The sequence below is a fragment of the Rhodococcus ruber genome (genome assembly GCF_016804345.1).
GTDB lineage: Bacteria > Actinomycetota > Actinomycetes > Mycobacteriales > Mycobacteriaceae > Rhodococcus > Rhodococcus ruber.
Genome location: NZ_CP044211.1, coordinates 5433231 through 5453531, shown reverse-complemented (window position 1 = coordinate 5453531; position 20301 = coordinate 5433231). Strand labels below are relative to the sequence as shown.

At 70.6% G+C, this 20301-nt stretch carries 17 protein-coding genes; 3 read left to right on the top strand and 14 right to left on the bottom strand.

All coding sequences use genetic code 11. From position 1 onward, the window contains the following. The first annotated feature begins 13 nt into the window (after positions 1 to 13). The gene (locus tag F1734_RS25035) at positions 14 to 1090 is read left to right on the top strand and encodes an AAA family ATPase (RefSeq protein WP_203011198.1); all 1077 of its coding nucleotides are present in this window, start codon (positions 14 to 16) and stop codon (positions 1088 to 1090) included. Positions 1091 to 1159: 69 nt separating this feature from the next. On the opposite strand, the gene aztD is transcribed toward F1734_RS25035, so the two are convergent. After that, entirely contained in the window at positions 1160 to 2398 is a 1239-nt protein-coding gene (gene aztD / locus F1734_RS25030) for a zinc metallochaperone AztD (RefSeq protein ID WP_203011197.1), read from the bottom strand. Between the two features lie 119 nt (positions 2399 to 2517). Here aztD and F1734_RS25025 point away from each other — a divergent pair, with 119 nt between their 5' ends. Next, entirely contained in the window at positions 2518 to 3705 is a 1188-nt protein-coding gene (locus tag F1734_RS25025) for an AAA family ATPase (RefSeq protein WP_010596881.1), read from the top strand. Here F1734_RS25025 and F1734_RS25020 read toward each other — a convergent pair. The 4 genes from F1734_RS25020 to F1734_RS25005 all read right to left on the bottom strand — a co-directional run bounded on the left by F1734_RS25020 (position 3659) and on the right by F1734_RS25005 (position 7568). Continuing rightward, positions 3659 to 4243 (bottom strand): sigma-70 family RNA polymerase sigma factor, encoded by a 585-nt coding sequence (locus F1734_RS25020; RefSeq protein WP_203011196.1) that lies wholly within the window; start codon positions 4241 to 4243, stop codon positions 3659 to 3661. The two genes, F1734_RS25025 and F1734_RS25020, sit on opposite strands and share 47 nt — an antisense overlap. Positions 4244 to 4324: 81 nt before the next feature. Further along, positions 4325 to 5005 carry a nitroreductase gene (locus F1734_RS25015; protein WP_010596883.1) on the bottom strand — a complete coding sequence of 227 codons (681 nt, stop codon included), beginning with the start codon at positions 5003 to 5005 and terminating at the stop codon, positions 4325 to 4327. A 37-nt stretch (positions 5006 to 5042) separates the two neighbouring features. Next, complete coding sequence (locus tag F1734_RS25010) at positions 5043 to 6470, bottom strand: flavin-containing monooxygenase (protein WP_010596884.1); 1428 nt, start codon at positions 6468 to 6470, stop codon at positions 5043 to 5045. Between the two features lie 90 nt (positions 6471 to 6560). Continuing rightward, on the bottom strand, positions 6561 to 7568 hold the full coding sequence (locus F1734_RS25005) for an NAD(P)H-dependent glycerol-3-phosphate dehydrogenase (protein WP_010596885.1): 1008 nt from the start codon (positions 7566 to 7568) through the stop codon (positions 6561 to 6563). Between the two features lie 196 nt (positions 7569 to 7764). Between F1734_RS25005 and F1734_RS25000 the strand changes: the two genes are divergently transcribed. Further along, positions 7765 to 7935 carry a hypothetical protein gene (locus tag F1734_RS25000; protein ID WP_010596886.1) on the top strand — a complete coding sequence of 57 codons (171 nt, stop codon included), beginning with the start codon at positions 7765 to 7767 and terminating at the stop codon, positions 7933 to 7935. A 33-nt stretch (positions 7936 to 7968) separates the two neighbouring features. Here the strand turns inward: F1734_RS25000 and F1734_RS24995 are convergent, their stop codons facing one another. The 9 genes from F1734_RS24995 to F1734_RS24955 form a co-directional block, all read right to left on the bottom strand. Continuing rightward, positions 7969 to 9225 carry a benzoate/H(+) symporter BenE family transporter gene (locus F1734_RS24995; RefSeq protein ID WP_010596887.1) on the bottom strand — a complete coding sequence of 419 codons (1257 nt, stop codon included), beginning with the start codon at positions 9223 to 9225 and terminating at the stop codon, positions 7969 to 7971. 8 nt (positions 9226 to 9233) lie between these two features. Further along, positions 9234 to 11918, bottom strand: a complete 2685-nt coding sequence (locus F1734_RS24990) for a helix-turn-helix transcriptional regulator (protein ID WP_203011970.1) — start codon at positions 11916 to 11918, stop codon at positions 9234 to 9236. Positions 11919 to 11929: 11 nt separating this feature from the next. Continuing rightward, positions 11930 to 13276, bottom strand: a complete 1347-nt coding sequence (locus F1734_RS24985; protein ID WP_010596889.1) for an MFS transporter — start codon at positions 13274 to 13276, stop codon at positions 11930 to 11932. A 109-nt stretch (positions 13277 to 13385) separates the two neighbouring features. Beyond that, a complete protein-coding gene (locus F1734_RS24980; RefSeq protein WP_040271018.1) occupies positions 13386 to 14195 on the bottom strand; it encodes a 1,6-dihydroxycyclohexa-2,4-diene-1-carboxylate dehydrogenase in 810 nt (269 codons plus the stop codon). After that, positions 14192 to 15799, bottom strand: a complete 1608-nt coding sequence (benC, locus tag F1734_RS24975; RefSeq protein WP_017679773.1) for a benzoate 1,2-dioxygenase electron transfer component BenC — start codon at positions 15797 to 15799, stop codon at positions 14192 to 14194. The genes F1734_RS24980 and benC overlap by 4 nt, the downstream gene beginning before the upstream one ends. Before the next feature lie 33 nt (positions 15800 to 15832). Beyond that, the gene (gene benB, locus F1734_RS24970; RefSeq protein WP_003934529.1) at positions 15833 to 16336 is read right to left on the bottom strand and encodes a benzoate 1,2-dioxygenase small subunit; all 504 of its coding nucleotides are present in this window, start codon (positions 16334 to 16336) and stop codon (positions 15833 to 15835) included. 13 nt (positions 16337 to 16349) lie between these two features. Beyond that, positions 16350 to 17729, bottom strand: coding sequence for a benzoate 1,2-dioxygenase large subunit (benA, locus tag F1734_RS24965; protein ID WP_203011195.1), 1380 nt, complete (start codon positions 17727 to 17729; stop codon positions 16350 to 16352). Between the two features lie 207 nt (positions 17730 to 17936). Beyond that, complete coding sequence (locus F1734_RS24960) at positions 17937 to 18935, bottom strand: 2Fe-2S iron-sulfur cluster-binding protein (RefSeq protein ID WP_010596894.1); 999 nt, start codon at positions 18933 to 18935, stop codon at positions 17937 to 17939. Between the two features lie 26 nt (positions 18936 to 18961). Beyond that, positions 18962 to 20173 carry a cytochrome P450 gene (locus F1734_RS24955; protein ID WP_203011194.1) on the bottom strand — a complete coding sequence of 404 codons (1212 nt, stop codon included), beginning with the start codon at positions 20171 to 20173 and terminating at the stop codon, positions 18962 to 18964. Positions 20174 to 20301: the final 128 nt, after the last annotated feature.

Genomic DNA, 20301 nt, shown 5'->3' with positions numbered 1-20301 from the left:
GCCGGGAGCCCAGATGCCCTATCTCACCGACATGTTCCACGACCAGAATCGCACCCGGGTGAAGGTCGCGGAACCGGCCGACGCCCCAGCGGACGAGGGGGATCCGACGATGCTGTCGCACAGGCTCAACGCCTGCATCGTCGGGCAACGGCCCGCGATCGACGCGGTCGTCCGCGCCGTGTCGCTGGCACGGGTCGGCGCGCACGACCCGACCCGTCCCCTCGCCAACATCCTCCTCGTCGGACCCACCGGCGTCGGCAAGACCGAACTCGTCCGTCGAGTCGCGGCGGAGCTGCGGTCCGGACCCGACGACATGTGCCGGATCGACATGAACACGCTCGCCCAAGAGCACTACGCCGCCTCATTCTCCGGAGCGCCACCCGGGTACGCAGGCAGCAAGGAGTCGTTCACGCTGTTCGACAGGAGCAGGATCGAAGGCGACCCGTACACCCCGGGAATCGTGCTCTTCGACGAGGTGGAGAAGGCGGATACCACCGTTCTGAGGGCGCTCCTGCAGATCCTCGACCACGGGGAACTGCGGCTCGCCAACGGCCAGCAGACGATCTCGTTCCGCAACAGCTACGTGTTCCTCACGTCGAACCTCGGATCCCGCGAGGTGGCACGAAGACGACGCGCCCCGTGGGCGCGGTTGGCTCGCCGCGCCGGATGGGGGCCACGGTCGGAGCGCAGCCGCGTCGTCGTTCGGAACGCGGTGGAACGGTTCTTCGATCCCGAGTTCTTCAACCGCCTCGACGACACGGTGGTGCTGAACGAGTTCGACGACCGGACGGCTGAGGAACTGACGCGCCGGGAGATCGAGATCGTCACACGCCGGCTCGCCCGCCGAGCGATCGCGGTCGACATCGGATCCGACGTCGTCGCCCTCGTCTGCGCCCGTGGATTCGACCCGGTCTACGGAGCACGAGGACTTCGGCGCACCATCCGAAACCTGGTGACCGAACCGATAGCAGCGGCGGTGCTCGAGCATCGGCCGCACGGTTCCACCCGACTGACCTTGTCGGTCACCGCCGGCGACGGCGGGATCTGGGTGACCCGCCGAGCCGCGCCCGGTCACCCTGAACCCTCCTGATTCCCGGACCGAATGTCACACCGGTTCGATGTCATCGAACCGGTGTGACATTCGGCCAGAGCCGCGAGGCTAGGTGCCGGTGATCTCGTCGGGGGTCTGCGGCAGGGACGCGGTCCGCACCTGGGCGGAGTCGAGATCGACCGCGTGCAGCGCGTTGCTCGCCGGGTCCGTGACGTAGGCGGTGTGACCCTGCACGTACAGGGCCGGGCGCGGCGACTGCCACTCGTCGGGTTCGGTCCACGGGGCGAGGACGTCGATGCGCCGGACCGCCGCGCCGCTGTTCTGGTCGATCACGTGCAGCGCGCCGTCGGTGCCCAGGACGAGTGCCTCACCGTGGGGGCCGCGCCCGAGCGAGCGGAACGTGTAGCTGGTGCCGAGATCGACGAGCCGCAGCTCGCCGGTGCGCGTATCGGTGAGCGAAATACGCTGGGGTCGTTCGAGTTCTGCGTCCGGATCGCTCTTGTAGTCGCCGAGAACGACGGGGGATTCCTCGGATCCGGCCTGGTTGCCGATCCGGCCGTACGGGTCCGGCGAGGTGACCTTGGTGATCGTGCCGTCACGGTAGACGAGCAGGCCGTCCTCGCAGCCCAGCACGACGGTCTCGTCGGCGGCGACGGCCTCGCCGTGCACGCCGGGGCACTGCTCGTTGCGGGTGACCTCCCGGCGTTCGGCGTCGAGCACGGCGATGCCGGTGCGGGACTCGCTGTCGCCGAGGGTGACGATCAGGCTGCCGTCGGCCAGCGCGACCGCCACGCCGTGGTGCGCTTCCGGAGTGGTGTACGTGTCGGTCCGGGGCTTGCCGTCGGCGAGCCCCGCGGGGTCGAGGATGTCGATGCGGCCGGTGCCGTCGTCGAAGAGCACGGTCCGGCCCGCGTGCCGGACGACGTGCCCGGGCTTGGTGGCGGCGAACTCGACGTCGGTGAGTGCCGGAGTGCCCGCGTAGTGGTGCGCGTGGTCGCCGTGGGGTTCGGACCAGCTGCCGGTGTCGAGGACGCGGAAGCCGCCGGCGGTGGAGACGAACACGTGCCGGCCGTCGCCGGCGGGATTGAGTCGGTTGAATCCGTCGAGCGGCAGATCGGCGACGACGTCGAGGTCGTTCGCGTCGAGGACGAGGACGCCCCCGTCGTAGGTGAGGGCGAGCCGGGGCTCGGCGGCGGCGACTTCGGCGGGCGCGGCCGAGGTGGGGGCGGGCGCGGCGGTGTCGTCGGCGGTGGAGGTGGCGCAGCCGGCCAGGAGCGCGGTGGCGCAGCCGGCCAGGAGCACGGTGGCCAGCCCTGCGGTGAGCGCGAGGCTTCGGGAGGACGTCATGCCGGAACATCTACGCCTTATTGCAAACGAATGTCAAAGTCTATTATGCGAATGCCTGCATCCGCGACACGCGGCGGCAGGAGGGAGGCGTCCGTACGCGACGCCGTTACCATCGACCGATGGACCCGGTCCGCAACCCGTACGCTCCCGGCGCGGGGCAGCGTCCGCCCGAGCTCGCCGGCCGGGCGAAGCAGCTCGACGCCTTCGACGTGGTGCTCGAACGGATCGCCCGCGGCCGACCCGAACGCAGCGTCGTGCTCACCGGGCTGCGCGGCGTCGGCAAGACGGTCCTGCTCAATCAGCTTCGCTCCGCGGCGATCTCGCGGAGCTGGGGCACCGGCAAGATCGAGGCCCGGCCCGATCAGGACCTGCGCAGGCCGCTGTCGTCGGCGCTGCACATGGCCGTGCGTGAGATCGCTCCGGCCCACCCGCACCCCGAATCGGTCGAGTACTTCCTCGGCGTGCTGAAGTCGTTCGCGTTGCGGGCGACCGCGGACAAGGGCATGCGCGAACGGTGGCAGCCCGGCATCGACGCCCCCGCCGTCAAGGGGCGCGCCGACACCGGGGACCTCGAGATCGATCTCGTCGAGCTGCTGATCGACGCCTCCGGGCTCGCCCGCGACGTGGGGGTGGGCATCGCGCTGTTCGTCGACGAGATGCAGGACCTCGGCGCGGGGGACATCTCCGCGATCTGCGGGGCGTGTCACGAACTGAGCCAGGACGCCGCGCCCCTCATCGTGGTCGGCGCCGGCCTGCCCCACCTCCCGGCGGTGCTGTCCGCGTCGAAGAGCTACTCGGAGCGGCTGTTCAGCTACCACCGGATCGACCGGCTCGACCGCGGCTCCGCCGACGTCGCGCTCCTCGCGCCGGCCGAGCGCGAGGGCGTGACCTTCACGGCCGAAGCGCTCGACGCGCTCTACGAGACCGCCGACGGATACCCCTACTTCGTCCAGGCCTACGGCAAGGCGACGTGGGACGTCGCGGCGACGACCCCCATCACTGCCGACGACGTGCGGGTCGGCGCGCCCGCCGCCGAGGAGGAACTGGCCGTCGGGTTCTTCGGCTCCCGGTACGAACGCGCCACGCCCGCCGAGCGCGAGTACATGCGCGCGATGGCCGACCTCTCCGGCGACGACGGTCCCGTCGCGACGTCCAAGATCGCAGCCGAACTCGGTCGCAAGCCGGCGTCGCTGTCGCCCGCGCGCGACGGACTCATCAAGAAGGGGCTCATCTATTCCGCCGAGCGGGGCTTCATCGGATTCACCGTGCCGCACTTCGGACGGTATCTGCGCGCTCAGCACGACTGAGCTGCAGTCGGATTCGCTGCAGGGCCCGGTGCTGGGCGATGCGGACCGCGCCGACCGACGTGCCGAGCAGCGCGGCGGTGCGTTCGGCGCTGTAGCCCTGCAGGATCCGCAGCTGCACCACGCGGCGCTGCTGCTCCGGCAGCAGTGCGAGTTGCCGGCGGACCGCGGACCGCAGTTCCTCGTCGAGGACGCCCTCCTCCGGTCCGGGGCCGGCGACGTCGTGCAGCGGTGTCACGGTGCGCGCGGCCTTGCGCCGGACGTCCGCGACCTTGTGCGTGGCGATGCCGAAGGCGAAGCGCAGCAGCGACGCACCGCGATCCTGGTAGCGCGGGAGCGCCCGGGTCAGGGCGAGGCACACCTCCTGGGCGACGTCCTCGGCGGGGGTGTGCGCGCGGGTCCCCTCGTCCATGCGTGCGGCGCAGAAGTTCAGCACATGGGGGCGAACGGAACTCACCACCACGCCGACGGCGTGCGGTTCACCGGCGACGGCGCGCGGTACCCATCGGCGGAGCAGTTTCTCGGTTTCGATGCGGTGCACGGGGTGTCCTCTCGGGCGGTGGAAGGTGGGGAGTTCCACCATCCGTCGCCCGGGCGCCCCGGGCCAGGACCCCTGGGGTGGTTACTCCTCCACCCACCGCACGGTGTCGTCCAGGCTCGCCCGGTCGGTGCGGCAGGTGTTGGCGGGGTGGCTCTCGTCGGCGTATCCGAAGGAGATCGCGCACACGATGTCGCGCTCGGTGGAAATGCCGAGTTCGCGGCGGACGGCGCCGGCGGTCATCGCGACGGCGGCCTGCGGGACGGCGGCGATGCCGAGGGCCTGCGCGGCGAGGAGCAGGGTGGCGACGTACCCACCGCAGTCGACCGCGCCGTAGGTGCCGAGGGCCTTGTCGGTCGTGACGATCGCGACGTGCGGGGCTCCGAAGAAGCGGTAGTTCTCGAGCATCTGCTCGGTGCGGCGGGCGTAGTCGTCGCGGGCGATGCCGAGGCTGTTGTAGAGGGCGTAACCGGCGCCGCGGCGACGCTCGGCGTACACCCCGCGGTACTCGGCGGGGCCGGGGATGTCCGGGTCGAGCCGACCGGAGGCCGCCTGCTCGTACACCGCGCTCCGTAGCCGCTCGACGGCGTCCCCGCCGACCAGGACGACCTCCCACGGCTGGGAGTTGCACCAGGACGGGGTGCGCTGCGCCATGCGCAGCATCGTCTCGATGTCCTCGCGGGGTACCGGTTTGGACAGGAACGCCCGGCAGGAATAGCGGGTGTCGAGCAGTGCCGAGAGCGAGGCGCCGTGGTCGATCGTCATGTGACCAGGGTCGCACAGGCACCTGTATAGCGCTCGTTCAGGCCCGTCGTGCGGGACCGGCGGTGAGGTAGTTCTCCCGGTCGAACCGCCGGGTCCGGAGCCGGTATCCCCAGGACGAGGCCGGCCACAGCGACCGGTTGACCTCGCCGCGGTCCAGGTACCAGCTCCGGCACCCGCTGGTCCACACGGTGCCCGACGAGCGTCGGCGCATCTCGTCGGCGAACTCCCGCTGCGCGGCGGCCCGCACCTCGAGAGCGGCGCCCTCCCGGTCGGCGGCGTCCATCGCGGCGGCGACGTAGCGGAGCTGGCTCTCGATCATGAACAGCAGCGAGGTGTGGCCGATCCCGGTGTTGGGACCGCCGAGCAGGAACGCGTTGGGGAACCCGGCCACGGTCGTGCCCAGGTGCGCCGACGCGCCGTCGCGGCCCCACCGCTCGAGCAGGGTGCGGCCGTCGCGACCGACCACCGGCAGGCCCGCGAGGGCGGCGGAGACCCGGAATCCGGTCGCGTACACCAGGACGTCGACCGCGTGGTCCCGGCCGTCGGCGGTGCGCACGCCGTGCGGGCGCAGTTCCGCGATCGGGCTGGTGACCACCGTGCTGGAGTCCCGGGCGAGTGCGGGATAGTAGCTGTCGGAGAACAGGATTCGCTTGCAGCCGATCCGGTGCCGCGGGGTCAGGACGCGACGCAGGTCCGGGTCGGGCACCTGCCGGTGCAGGTGCCGCAGCGCCCGGGACTCGAGGCGGGTGAGCCGACGGCCGGACCCGGTGAGCGCGGGGACGAGCGCTTCGCCGCGCCAGTACTCGACCGTCCGGCGCGCCCGGTGCGGCAGCGGCAGGCGCTGTTCGCGGCGCGGCAGCACCCAGGCGGGCGTGCGCTGGAACAGGGTGAGGTGGTCGGCGACGTCCGCGAGATGCGGAATCACCTGGGCGGCGCTCGCGCCGGTCCCGATCACGCCCACGCGCCGCCCGGGGAGGTGGGCGTCGTGGTCCCACCGGGCGGTGTGGAAGGCGGGGCCGCCGAAGGAGCCGTCGAGGCGGGGGACCTGCGGGACGTTCAGGGCGCCGGTGGCCAGGACGAGGAATCGGGCCGCGTAGTCCGGGCCGCGGTCGGTGCGCACGTGCCAGCGGCCCGTCGTCTCGTCCCACCGGCATCCGACGGCGGCCGTGCGGTACACGATCCGGTCGGCGAGTCCGTTCTCTGCGGCGAACGCGTGCAGGTGCGCGAGGATCTCGGGCTGGGTCGCGCGGCCGCGGGCCCAGGCGGCCTGGGGTGCGGACGAGTACGAGTACAGGGCGGGATGGATGTCGCACTCGCACCCCGGGTAGGTGTTGTCGCGCCACGTCCCGCCGAGGGCGCCGTCGCGTTCGAGGACGAGGACGTCGCGTCCGCGTTGCCGCAGGTGTGCGGCGGCACCGAGCCCGGCGAAGCCGGCTCCGACCACGAGTGCTTCGGCTTCGATCACTTGAACAGTGTGCAAGTTGCGGGTTCACCAGGCAAATCGGGAAGTATTTCGCCTTCTTGCTCGTGTCCGAGAGTGCCGGATATTTCCCGATCAGACCACGTCCTCCTCGTTGCCCGGGGTGACGCGGCGCAGTCCCCGGTACGCGTCGGCGGGGGAGCGGCGGCCGGCCACGACGGCCTCGACCTCGGCGGCGATGGGCATCTCCACGTCGTACTCGCGCGCGAGTTCCATCACCGTCGGGGCGGTCTTCACGCCCTCCGCGACCTGGCCCAGCCGGGCCACCGCCTCGTCGAGGGTGAGTCCGCTCGCGAGGGCCTCGCCGATCCGGCGGTTGCGCGACGCGGGGCTCGTGCACGTCGCGATCAGGTCGCCCATCCCGGTCAGGCCTGCGAACGTCCGCGGGTTGGCTCCCATCACCTCGCCGAGCCGGGTCATCTCGGCGAGCCCCCGGGTGAGCACCATCGCCCGGGTGTTGTCGCCGACCCGCAGCCCCTCGGCCATGCCTGCCGCGATCGCGACGATGTTCTTGAGGACCCCGCCCAGTTCGCAGCCGAGGACGTCGGTGTTGCGGTACACGCGGAAGACCTTCGAGGCGAACAGCGGTTGCAGGGCCGCCGCGACGCGTTCGTCCGCGGTGGCCACCACGGCGGCCGCCGCCATCCCGTCGGCAACCTCTCCGGCGATGTTCGGCCCGGCCAGCAGTCCCACCGGGTGACCGGGCAGGCATTCGCCGATCACCTCGGTCGGTCGCAGGCGGGTGCCCGGTTCGAGTCCCTTCGCCAGCGAGAGGATCGGCACCCAGGCCCGCACCTCGTTCGAGATCTCGGCGAGGGTGGTGCGGACGGCGTGGGACGGCACCCCGACCACCAGCACGTCGGCCTCGTGCGCGGCCTCGAGGAGGTCCGAGGTGGCGCGAAGGTTGGCCGGCAGGGTTCGCTCGCCGAGGTACCGGGTGTTGCGGTGCTCCTCGTCGATCTCCCGGGCGGTGTCCGGGTTGCGGGACCAGAGCAGGGTCGGGGTGTTGCGAGCCGACAGTCCTGCGACGGTGGTACCCCACGAACCGGAACCGAGGACGACGACGCGAACCGGACGTGCCATGGGTTGTGGATCCTGTCTGCGCGGAGGGACGGTACGGCCTCAGGGTGTCAGTTCGCCCGTCCCGGCGCCGGATTTTCGCGGTTTGCCCGTCCTCTGTCGCCGTCGTCCCGCATGTGCGCATGCGCACACTGGCATGATTCATACCCCAGGGGGTATATTGACGGCAGATTCCGATCATCCCCCGAGGAGGACGCCCATGTGTTACCCCGTCACCTGCTCCAAGTGCGGAAAGACCGGCTGGGGCGGCTGCGGCCAGCACGTCGACAGCGTGATGAAGTCCGTACCGGTCACCGAGCGGTGCACCTGCGACCAGGACTCCGCTCCCGAGGCGAAGTCCGGCTTCTTCTCCTCGCTGTTCGGTCGCTGACGGCCGGCGGGTGCGTTCGCGTACCCGCCGGTGTCACCGGGTCCAGTCGTCCCGCTCGAGCAGCCGCGACACGAGCACCCCGGCCACCAGCCCCCAGAACGCCGCACCGATGTTCCAGAACGTCACGTTCGCGGCCGTGACGACGAACGCCACCAGCGCCCCCATCGTGTACCTCGAGGCGAACGCCGTCACGAACGCGCCCTGCAACGCCCGCAGCATCGCCAGACCCCCGAGGGTCGCGACGAACGCTGCCGGCGCGGCCGTCATCCACCGCACGAACAGCGGCGCGAACAACCCGAACACGATCGAGTACAGCCCGAAGCACACGGCCGCCGTGTACTGGCGGCTCCGCTCCCCGGACGCGGTGAGCAGCGCGTTCGTCGGGCCGGTCAGGCACGTCGACACCGCACCCACGCAGGCCGCGCCCAGCGACCACACCCCGCACGCGATCGTGGTGACGTTGATCGGAGGCCGGTGCCCGGCCGCCGTGAGCACGGCGATGCCCTGCCCGTTCTGCACCACCAGCACGGTGATCGCCAGGGGAATCACCAACTCCAGCAACGCCGTCCAGGTGAACACCGGTGCGGTGAAGACCGGCGACGCGAAGATGCCCGATCCGCCCGGGGCGGGCGAGAAGCGCCCCGACGCGGACACCGCCACCGCCCCGGCGATCAGCGCCCCCAGGATCGGTGGCAACCACCGGCCGATCCGCCCGAACGCGCTCAACGCCAGGAACGTCAGCACCATGGGCGCCGCGATCGCGACGTCCGCGCCGAGCGCGGCCACCAGGTCCACGCCGAACTTCAGGAAGACGCCCGCCACCATCGCCATGACGATCGGCATCGGCAGCGCCTCCATCACCCGTCGCACCAGTCCGGACGCCCCCAGCACCAGCACCAGCAGGCCGGTGACCAGGAACGCGCCGATCACCTCCGGCCAGGACAGGTGCCCCAGCGATCCGCCGACGAGGATCGTGCCCGGAATCGTCCAGGCGAAGCCGAGAGGCTGCCGGTAGGCGACGCTCATTGCGATCGTCAGCACCCCGTTGAGAACGAAGATCCCGAAGATCCACGACGCGAGTTCGGCCGCGCCGAGCCCACCGGCCGCTCCCGCCGCGAGGACGACCGCGACCGGGCCCGTCGACGAGAACACCAGGCCGATCACGCCGTTCGCCGCGTACTCGACGCCGAGATCCCGCAGCACCCGGCGCGGCCGGGTGAGGGGCCGGGCAGGCCGCTCGAGCAGATCGGTATCGCCGGGGGCAGTGGTCTTCTCGTCGACTGCTGTCATTCGCTTCCTCACTCCTCCTCACGGAACCGGGCGGCGAGCTCGCTGCGCGAACGGATGCCGAGCTTCGCGTAGACCCGGGTCAGGTGGTACTGCACCGTCTTCACCGACAGGAACAGCTCACCCGCCACGTCCTTGTTGGTGTTGCCCGCGGCCACCAGCGCGGCGACCGCCTTCTCCTGCGGCGTCAACGCCGCCAGATCCATGTGCGACCGGCGCGTACCGTCGCCGCTCGCCTTCAACCCACCGGCCTTGAGCTCGCGGTCGCAGCGCTGCACGTACGACGTCGCGCCGAGCGTCGCATACAGTTCCCGGGCGGTGCGCATCACCGCGTCCGCCTCCCGTCGCCGCCCGGCCCGCCGCAGCGTCTGGCCGTACGCGAAGTTCACCCGTGCCCGGTCGTACGGCAACGACAACGTCGCCAGGTTCTCGAGCGCCGCTTCGAAGGTCTCGCGTGCGGCGTCGATGTCCCCGCGCGCCCCGTGGATCCGTCCGCGCACGTATCCGAGCCGCGCCCGGGCGGACAGGTGCCCCCGCGAGCCGGCCAGGTCCTCGAACGGACGGAGGAACTCGTCGGCCTCGTCGACGCGTCCGGTCATCACGAGGGCATTCGCATACAGGTCCGGCCACGGCCAGAAACCCGGCTCCACCAACGCCTGTCGTCGATGCGCGGTGAGCGGCGCGAGGTGCCGCAGGACGCCGTCGTAGTCGGCGGCGACCTCGGCGCACTGGGCGGCCGCGAGGCAGGCCGGGACTACCATGACGGCGTAGTCGGTGGCGCCCGCGCGGCCACGTCGCAGGTGCTCGCGGGCCAGAGTCCAGTCGCCCCGCAGGGCATGCACCTGGGCACCCGTCCAATGCACCAGTGGCCGAAGCAGATCCAGGCCCGCGGTGTCGAGCTGTGCGGCGGCGCGGTCGACCGTGCGGACGGCGTCGTCCCAGGCGCCGAGCGCGAACTCGGTGCGGGCCAGCCACGCCTGCGCCCACAGCGAGATCCGGATCGATCCCCCGCGGAAGACCGTCGGTTCCGCACTCTCCAGTTCCGCTCGGGCCCGCTCCGGCTCGTCGAGCGCCAGCGCCAGCCAGCCCTCCGCCATGCGGATGCGCTGGCCCTGGGCGCCCAGCCGCACGCTCTCCGGCAGCGCGGCGTACGAGGTGCGGGCCTCGTCGACGTGTCCGGTCATGGCCAGGCCGAGCCCCCGGATCGCGGCCGACTCGACGGCGGCGGGCGTGTCCGCGGCGACGAGGGACGACGCACGGTCGGCCCATTCGACGAGGCCTGCCCCGTCGAGCCGGGCCAGCGAGTGCAGCACCATGCGCTGGCAGATCATCGCCCCCAGGTCCGGGTCCCGGGCCGGGTCCGGGAGCAGTTGCCATGCGCGGCCGAGGAGTTGGGCGGCCTCGTCCTGCCGCCCACGCTGAATGGCGAGATAGCCGAGCACCACGTCGCGCATGGAACCGTCGGGCGCGGTCTCGACGGCCGGAACGAACGTCAGCGCCTGAGGCAGGTCCGCCGCGCCGGTGAGCGCGTCGACACCGCGGATCAGCCGCTGCGCGCGCTGGTCGCGGTCGGGGCTGATGCCGCTCGCGACGATCAGCGCCTCGGCGGCATCCGACCAGGCGCCGACGGCGGCGCGGCGCCGGCCGTACCGGTCGAGGCGGTCTGCCAGGTCCGCGTCGGCGGTGGCGGTGGCGGACACCAGGTGGGTGAGCGCGGCCCCCTCGTCGTCGACCAGTTCGGCGGCGCGGGCGTTGAGGTCGCGCCAGCGGGCGGGGCCGATGTCGTCGGCGACGGCGGCGCGGGTCATCGGATCCGGGAAGACGAGGGTGACCGTGCCGCGCTGTTCGCGCCGGCGCAGCACTCCGGCGGTGTGTGCGGCGTCGAGCGCCGCGGTCGGGTCCGCCAGCCCGGCCAGTGCCGCCGCCTGGGTCAGGGTGCATTCCGGGCCGAGGACGGCCGCCGCCTCCACGAGGGCCCGGGTCTCGGCGGGGCAGCAGTCCAGCGTGCGGCGCACGGCACCCGCTCGTTCCTGCGGGGCCGGGAACCGGGCCTGCCAGTGCTGCCACTGGTCGCGGGGGATCTCGTCGAGCAACTGCAGAACCGGACGGGGGGTGCCGTGGGTGTGCTCGAACAGCCGCCGCGCGGTCCACGCCGACAGGTCCACCCCGATGCGGGTGAGGGCGAGCTGGGCGATGTCCTGCGGCCCGAGCGGTCCCACGTGCACGGAGACGGCACGGTGATGGTCGAGCACCTGCCGGGTGCTGTCCGGGATCGTGTCCGGCAGCGGGTCCACGATCACCAGCAGGACGAGCAACTGCCTGCCGTGCGCCCGGCGGACGGCCGACGACAGGGCTTGCAGGGACTCGGAATCGGACCAGTGGGCGTCGTCGACGACGAGGACGGTGGGATCGTCCACCAGGGACAACAACTCGTGCGCCACCTCCACCGGATCACGTCCGGTGGCGGGGGCCTGCAGCAGTTGCTCGACGGTGCTCCACGCGCGCCGCGCCTCCCACGGGACACCCGCGGACGTGCGCACCTGCCAGTCGTCGAGCAGCTCGGTGAATCGTTGCACCAGAGCGGACTTGCCGATACCCGGCGGACCCTCGACGAGGGCGAGCACGGGTGAACCGGCTCGCGCCTCGCCGAGGTGACGGTCGAGCTCGGAGAGCTCCCGGGTACGTCCGACCAACATGGTGGGTTGAGTCACACTTCCACGGTAGTGGGGCTCGCCGCCGCGGCCTCCGGGGTTCTGGCAACGTACTGCGCACCCTGCCGGACGGGGACGAACACCGTCACCAGGGCGCCGGCCACGGCGATGCCGGCGAAGATGTAGAAGCTCACGTCGTTGCTCAGCCCGGCGCCGATGAGCAGGCCGCCGATGATGGGACCGAAGATGCCGCCGAGCCGGCCGAATCCGGCGCACCAGGCGACGCCGGCACCGCGCGCGGCCGTCTCGTAGTAGTTGGAGACGAACCCGTAGATGAGCACCTGGGTGCCGATCGTGCCGACCCCGGCGATCGCCACCGCGGTCAGCAGGACCGGCAGCGGGAACCCGAAGGTGAGCAGGATCAGTGCCAGTCCGGCGAGACCGAACGTGGTGGCGATGACCGGCTGGGGGCCGCGGCCGTCGGCGATCCGGGAGGCCAGGAGGCCACCGATGATCGCGCCGCCGTTGAGGACCAGCAGGAATGCGAGCGAACCCTTCGCGTCGTAGCCGGCGTCGGCCATGATCTTCGGCAGCCACGTGTTCAGCCCGTAGGTCAGCAGCAGCCCGGCGAAGCTCATCAGTCCGAGCAGGGTCGTGCCCCACGCGTAGCGGCGGGTGGCCAGGGCGGCGAAGCCGACCTTCTCGGCCGGGGCCGGAGCGGCCGTGGGCCGCGGGAGGCCGAACTTGTCGCAGACCGCGGCGGCCTCGTCCGTCCGTCCGCGCGCCTGCAGCCACATCGGGGATTCGGGGAGCTTGACCAGGGCCAGGGGCAGCAGGATCACCAGGGGCAGTGCGCCGATCCAGAACAGGCCCCGCCAGCCGATGGCGTCGCGCAGCACGATGGCGAGCAGGGAGGCGAGGACGCCACCGGCGGGGACGCCGCTGTAGACGATCGCGTTGAACAGGTTCCGCTTTCCGGGCGGGGCGAACTCGGCCACCACGGCGCCCGCGGTGGCGACGAGACCGCCGACGCCGATGCCGGTGAAGAAGCGCAGGATGCCGAAGGAGGTGATGCTGGTGGCCATCGCGGTAGCGCCCATGCCGACGGAGAACCAGACGATGTTGATCAGCATCATCTTCCGCCGCCCGATCCGGTCGCCGAACGCGCCGCTGAGCAGGGCGCCGACCATGACGCCGATGAGGGCGTACGAGCCGAGCGCGCCGCCCTGCTGCGCGGAGATCGCGCCGATCTGGGTGGGGTCGGCCATCAGTGTGGGCAGGATCGTCCCGTAGACGACGAGGTCGTAGCCGTCGAAGATGATCGCCAGCGTGGCGAGGGCGACGACCCAGATGACGCTGTTGCGGTGCCGGGGACTCGCCCAGGCGGTTGTGTTGTCGGCCATGTCGGCTCCGGTCTGTGAGTGCGGTCACAAGGAAAACGGGGCAGAAAGAGGGCCTCACCAGCAGGGGATCCCTGGCCTGCCGGTGAGGCCTGTGGCGGAGCTGGGGTGGCTACCCCGGATCGCCGCCGGCGACGGGAAGGACCGTGCCGGTGATGTAGGAGGCCTCGTCCGAGGCCAGGAAGGTGATCGCGGCGGCCTGCTCGTCGAGCGTGCCGTACCGCTTGAGCAGTGACGAGTCGACGGTCTGGTCCACGATCTGCTGGTACCAGACCTTCTCCTGCTCGCTCTGCGCGGCGGGGCCGCGCGCCACCCGGCGGGCGGGGGCGTCGGTGCCGCCGGGGGCGGTGGCGACGACCCGGATCCCGTGCGGGGCGGCCTCGAGGGCGAGCGCGGAGGTGATCGCGTTGACCCCGCCCTTGGCCGCGGCGTACGGGACACGGTTGACGCCGCGGGTCGCGACGGAGGACACGTTGACGATCGTGCCCGACCGTTGCTCGATCAGATGCGGCAGCACCGCGCGGCACGTCCACAGCGTCGGGAACAGCGACCGCTGCACCTCCGCCTGGATCTGCTCCGGCGTGTACTGCTCGTACGGCTTCGCCCAGATCGTCCCGCCGACGTTGTTGACGAGCACGTCGATGCGGCCGTGCTGCTGCCGGGCCTCGTCGATCGCGGACTGCGCTCCCTCGAACACCTCGAGGTCGGCGGTGACGGAGTGCGCCTGGAAACCCTTCTCGCGCAGTTCCTTCGCCACGTCGTGCACCAGCTCGGAGCGGTCGACGAGGATCACGGATCCCCCTTCGGCCGCGATGCGGGTCGCGACCACGAGGCCGATGCCCTGCGCGGCGCCGGTGACGGTGACGACCCGGCCGTCGAAGCGGCCCGGATACACGGTGCCCACGGGCAGGAGGACGCTCACGCGATCTCCGCCTTCGCGGAGTCCTCGATGGCGCGGCGCATCGTCGCCTTGGCGTGCTCGGCATGGCTGACGATGAGATCGCGGGCCGCCGCGCGGTCCTTGCGTTCGAACGCCCGCACGATCTGCAGGTGGTCGTGCGGAACCTGCTCGTCCACCCACTGCGCGGTGCGCAGCACCTTGCGCATCAGCTGCGTCACCTCGAGCCGGTTGTACGCCTCGAGCAGCACCGGGTTGCCGCAGCAGCGGAACAGGAACTCGTGGAAGGCGGCGTTGGTGTCGGTGAACGCGCCCGCATCGGTGAAGCGGTCGTGGTCGATCGACGCGGTCGACGCCTCGGCGAGAATCCGGAACTCCACGAGCTGCGCGTCGGTGAGCCGGCCGATGGTCAGCTCCAGCGCGCCGAGCTCGAGCGCCATGCGCGCGTCGAACTGGGCGTCGGACTCGGTGACGGGCGGGTGCTCCTCGCCGATCTCGTAGTTGTCCTGTGCCACGGGGTTCGCGGGCCCGAGCGAGACCGGCAGTCCGGTTTCGGCGGCGGCCTTCTCGGCCGCGATGCGCTCCGCCTCGGTGGGCTCGGGTGCCTGCCCGGCGGCGCCCGTCGCGGAGTTGTTGAACTTCTCGAAGAAGAAGTTGGCGGGCGTGAGACCCTCGCTGTCGAAGTGCGTGCGCACCGCCTCGACCATCGGCGGCGGCCCGCACAGGTACACGTCGACATCGCCGTCGTTCAGGTGCTTCGGCTCGAACAGCGACGTGACGTAACCCTTGTTCGCGGCCGAAGTGGCCGGGTCGGAGACGCAGTACTCGAACGTGAAGTTCGGCAGCGACCGCGTGTACTCCTCGAGCTTGTCGAGTTCGACGACGTCCTGATCGAACGAGGCGCCGTAGATCAGATGCACCGGCAGGCCGCTGTCCTGCTCCTGCATCCTGGCGAGGATGGCCAGGATCGGGGCGAGCCCGGTGCCGCCGGCGAGCAGCAGCGCGGGCCGCGTGCGCTCGCGCAGGAAGAAGCTGCCGAACGGACCGGTGAACTCCAGCGTGTCGCCGACCTGGGCGCGGTCGCGCAGGTACTCCGACATCAGGCCACCCTCGGTGATCTTCACCAGGAACGACAGGTGCGGATCGTTGGGGCCGGTGCTGAACGAGTACGACCGGGTCTGCCCGGTGCCGGGCACCGTGATGTTGACGTACTGGCCCGGCAGGAACACCAGCTCGTCGCGGTTCGGGATCTCGACGGTGAACCCGACGGTGCTGTCGGAGAAGCGGCGGATGTCGGTGATCGTCGCCGTGTAGGTCGCCGCCGCGGTCTTCGCGACGTCGGAAGTCGTGGCGATCTGCAGCACGAGGTCCGACTCGGGCGTCATCTGGCACGGCAGGCAATAACCCTGCTCGGCCTCGTCGTCGGTCAGCGCCTCCTCGATGTAGTCGCCGCCGTCGTAGGTGCCGGACTCGCACAGCGCCTTGCAGGTACCGCACGCGCCGTCACGGCAGTCGAGAGGAATGTTGATGCGCGCCTTGTACGACGCGTCGGCGACCGTCTCGTTCGGTCCGCACTTGACGAAGCGGGTCACCCCGTCCTCGAAGCTCAATGCCACCTGGAAACTCACGGCACGGGCCTCCTTTCGTGAATCGGGGGTGGATCAGACGACGTAGACGTCCACGATGTGGTGGATGTAGTCGTTCTTGAGCACGATCTTCTTCTTCTTGATCACCGGCTGGGCGCCCGAGACGTCGAGCGTGACGAACGTCGTGCCGAAATAGGTGTCGGTGGTGTTGTACCGGTAGTACAGCGAGAACCAGTTGTGGCGCAGGTCGATCTCCGTGCCGCGGCGCTCGAGGATCTCGACGTTGGTGATGTTGTGGCCGGTGCGCGGTTCGGGCAGCGACGTCGCGGACGAGCGGTCGGTGCGGATGCGGAACACCCGGTCCTCGAGGCCGCCCCGGTTGGGGTAGTAGATGAGCGAGATCTCGCGCTGCGGGTCCGTGGTGAGCTCACCGTTGTCGTCCCACGCCGGCATCCAGTACTCGGCCTGCGGGTGGTAGCACTCGAGCCACTTCTCGAACTCGCGGTCGTCGAGGAGACGGGCCTCGCGGTAGAGGAACTGCTCGATGTCGTTCTGGGTCAATTCCATTGCGGTGGTCATGTTCTCGTCTTCCTCAGCGCTCGTTCGCGGCGGTGGACTCGGCGGCGGCCTCGGCCGCGACGGCCTTGCGCATACTGTCGAGCCAGAAGCCGTGCTGGATCGGGTACAGGCCCTCGTCCTCGGTCTTCACCCCGCTCGACAGCACGTTCTTCATGCCGAGGTCGAGCGCGACCTGGTCCGGTCCGTTCAGCTGGTGGGTCGCGCCGCGGCTCAGGTCGTTCCACGGTGCGGCGGTGGCCAGGTAGGTCTTCTGGCAGGACCGGAACTCCTCGAGATCGTCAGGGGTGGCCATACCGGTGGCGTTGAAGAAGTCCTCGTACTGCCGGATGCGGTTGGCGCGGGACTCGGCGCTCTCCCCCTTCGGGGCGATGCAGTAGATGGTGACCTCGGTCTTGTCCACCGAGATCGGCCGGAAATGCCGGATCTGCGACGAGAACTGGTCCATCAGGTACACGTTCGGGTACAGGCACAGGTTGCGCGACGCCCCGACCATGAACTCGGCCTTCTTCTCGCCGAACTCGGCGGCGAGTTCCGCCCGGCGCGGGTAGAGCGGACGGTCCTGCGGGTTGCCCCACCACATCCACAGCAGCAGGTGGCCGTTGTCGAACGAGTGGTAGCCGCCGCCCTGCTTGCCCCAGGTGCCGGCGTCCATCGCCTTGGTCTCGTTGGCCGACTCGCCGGCGGTGCGGCGCGCGGTGGTGGCCGCGTAGTTCCAGTGCGTGGCCGACACGTGGTAGCCGTCGGCGCCGTTCTCGGCCTGCAGCTTCCAGTTCCCGTCGTAGGTGTAGGTCGAGGAGCCGCGCAGCACCTCGAGGCCCTCGGGGGACTGGTCGACGATCATGTCGATGATCTTGGTGGTGTCGCCGAGGTGTTCCTCGAGCGACTGGACGTCGGCGTTCAGGCTGCCGAAGAGGAACCCGCGGTAGCTTTCGAAGCGGGCGACCTTGGTCAGGTCGTGGCTGCCGTCCTTGTTGAACTGTTCCGGGTAGCCGGCGTCGCGCGGGTCCTTGACCTTGAGCAGCTTGCCGTTGTTGCGGAAGGTCCAGCCGTGGAAGGGGCACGTGAACGTCGTGCGGTTGTCGGTCTTGCGGCGGCACAGCATGGCGCCGCGGTGGCTGCACGCGTTGATCAGGCAGTGCAGCTCGCCCTCCTTGTCGCGGCTGATCACGATGGGCTGGCGGCCGATGTAGGTGGTGAAGTAGTCCCCGTTGTTCGGGATCTGGCTCTCGTGCGCGAGGTAGACCCAGTTGCCTTCGAAGATGTGCTTCATCTCCAGCTCGAAGATCTCTTCGTCGGTGAAGATGTTGCGGCGCACCTGGTATCGGCCGGTCTCCGCGTCTTCGACGAGGGCGCCGTCGAGTTCGGCGCGCACGTGGTCCAGGGTCTCGGTCATGGGGATCCTCCAGAAAGGGTGTCGGTCGGCCCCGGATGGCGAGCGGGGCTGTCTCCGCGTTGCCATTCAGACTGCCAGCATGTGGCCGTAGTCACACCAGGCAAATACCTAGGCCTACCTAGGACCCTCGGCAGGAGGGTAAGAGGTCCTCAATCGCCCGGTGCGTCCTTTGGGCTGCTGGGGCAGCCCAAAGGACGCACCGGTCGACTACGCCGCCGAGACGAACTTCTCCCGGTGGATCCGCCGCGGCGACATCCGTCGCCGCTTGAACGCCTTGACGGCGCTGTCGACGAACGCCTCGGAGCCGCAGATGTAGCCGGTGTACTCCTTCGCCGACGCCACATCCTCGACGAACGCGTCGGTCGCGTAGCCCTCGCGGTCGCCGCCGGTCTCGCGACTCAGGCACGTGACCAGCCGGAAGCCCGGGTACTGGCCTTCCCATTCCCGCAGCAGTGCGACGTCGTACAGGTCCTCGGCCGTACGCACCCCGTGGTAGACGGTGATCTCCCGGTGCGGTTCGAGCGCCAGTGCGTGCCGCACGATGCTCTTCATCGGTGCGAGTCCAGTCCCGCCCGCGAGCAGAACCATCGGTCCCGTCGACTCGGCGTCGAAGGTGAAGTCGCCGAACGGTCCCGTGACGTCGACCCGGTCCCCGACCGAGACGGTCCCGAAGATCCATCCGTCGCTGGCCACCCCGCCCGGCCGGCGCCGGATGTGCAGTTCGAGCAGCTTCGGCTCGCTCGGCGGGTTCGCGAGGGAGTACTGCCGCCGGACATCCGTGCCGGGCACCGTCACCTCGACGTACTGCCCCGCCGAGAACTCGAGCGGTGTGTCCAGGGTGAGCAGGACGCGCCGGGTGTCGCGTGCGATGTCGCGGACCTCGGTCACCGTGGCGACGAGATCCCGCAGCACGTGCGTGGCCGCGGTCTGCTCGCCCGCGGGAGGTTCGACGACGGTGTCCGCACCGACGGTCGCCTGGCAGGCCAGGGCGAATCCGTCGGCCCGCTCGGTCGGCGGCAGGGTGTCCTCGGGCGAGGCGTTGTGCTCGACCGAGCCGGAACGGACGCGGATCTTGCACGTGCCGCACGTGCCCTGGTTGCAGGAGTTGGGCATCCACACGCCGCCGCGGAGGAGGGCGTCGAGGACGGTCTGATCGGGTCCGCACGGCACGGTGGTGGTGCCGACGGTGACGGTGTGCTGGGTCATGGCAGTTTCCTGATCGCTCGACGAGGTCAGATTTCCCACGTGACGTGCAGCGCGGTGGGGCCGCGGAAACCCCAGCCCCAGAACTCGACGTCGGCGTCGGTGTCCCGCTCCAGGTTGGGGATGGTCTCGAGCAGCTCCTCGAGCCCGATGCGGCACACGTGGTTGGCGAAGTAGATGCCTGCGCACGCGTGCTTGCCGGCGCCGAACGCCAGGTGCGGCAGCGGGGGACGGGTCAGGTCGTACGCGGTGGGGGCGTCGTACTTGCCGGTGTCGTGGTTGGCCGAGCCGTACGACAGGATCACCACGGTGCCCTCGGCGATGTCGATTCCGGCCACCGTCGTGTCGCGGGTCGCGATGCGCGCGGTCGCGGACCAGATCGGCGACGTCCAGCGCATGCCCTCGGCGATCGCGCGGGGAATCAGATCCGGGTCGTCGACGACGGCCTCGAACTGCTCGGGCCGGGTGAACAGGCCGGTGAGGGTCGAGCCCATCGCGTGGCCCGGCTCCTGCATGGCGCCGAGCAGGAACACGTACAGCGTCGGGTAGATGTAGTCCCGGCCGCGGGTCTGTCCTTCCGGCATGCCGTCGTGCAGCCAGTGCGAGATCGCACTGTCGTCCGGGTGCTCGATCCAATGGTCGATCAGCGGGTCCACGACGGCCTGGATCTCGGCCTTCGCACGGTCGCCGTCCGCGAACCGCTCCTGGTTGGTGAACTCGCCGTTCTCGTCGACCGCGGCATTGGTGAACGACAGCGACAGCCGGTGGAACCAGTCGCGCAGCGTGTCGGAGGAGACGTCCTTCAGGCCGAGCAGGTCGCCGAGCGCGCGGACGCTGACCGGCTCGCAGAACTGGGCCATGAGGTCGGCCCTGCCGTCGGACTCGAAGGCCTCGACGTACCGGCGGGCGATCGGCCGGACCAGGTCGTCGATCCACCGGTCCACCTCGGCCGGCTGCAGCGCCGGCTCGACCATCGAGCGCAGATCCTCGTGGATGTCGCCGTTGACGCCGATGATCGCGGGATGCCCGAAGGTGCGGCCACCGGCGGGCGTGATGACGGCCTCGAAGTCGCCGCTGGTCGCAATGGCGTGGCAGGCCTCGGTGGTCGAGGCGACGTAGGCGCCGAGCACCGGCACGTAGGCGACGGGTGCCTCGGCGCGCAGCCGCTCGTACACGGGGTACGGGTTGCGTTCGAGCTGGGTCATGGTGATCTCGTCGATCCACGAAAGGGTGCTCGTCATGGGTTCTGCTCCTGGATGTGTCGTCGGCCGCGACGCACGCCCGGGTGGGTCGTCGTCGTGTGACCGGGAACATATGACGGGGGTCACGCCGGCGCCGAGACGATGTGCGCGGCGGCTGGACACATCGC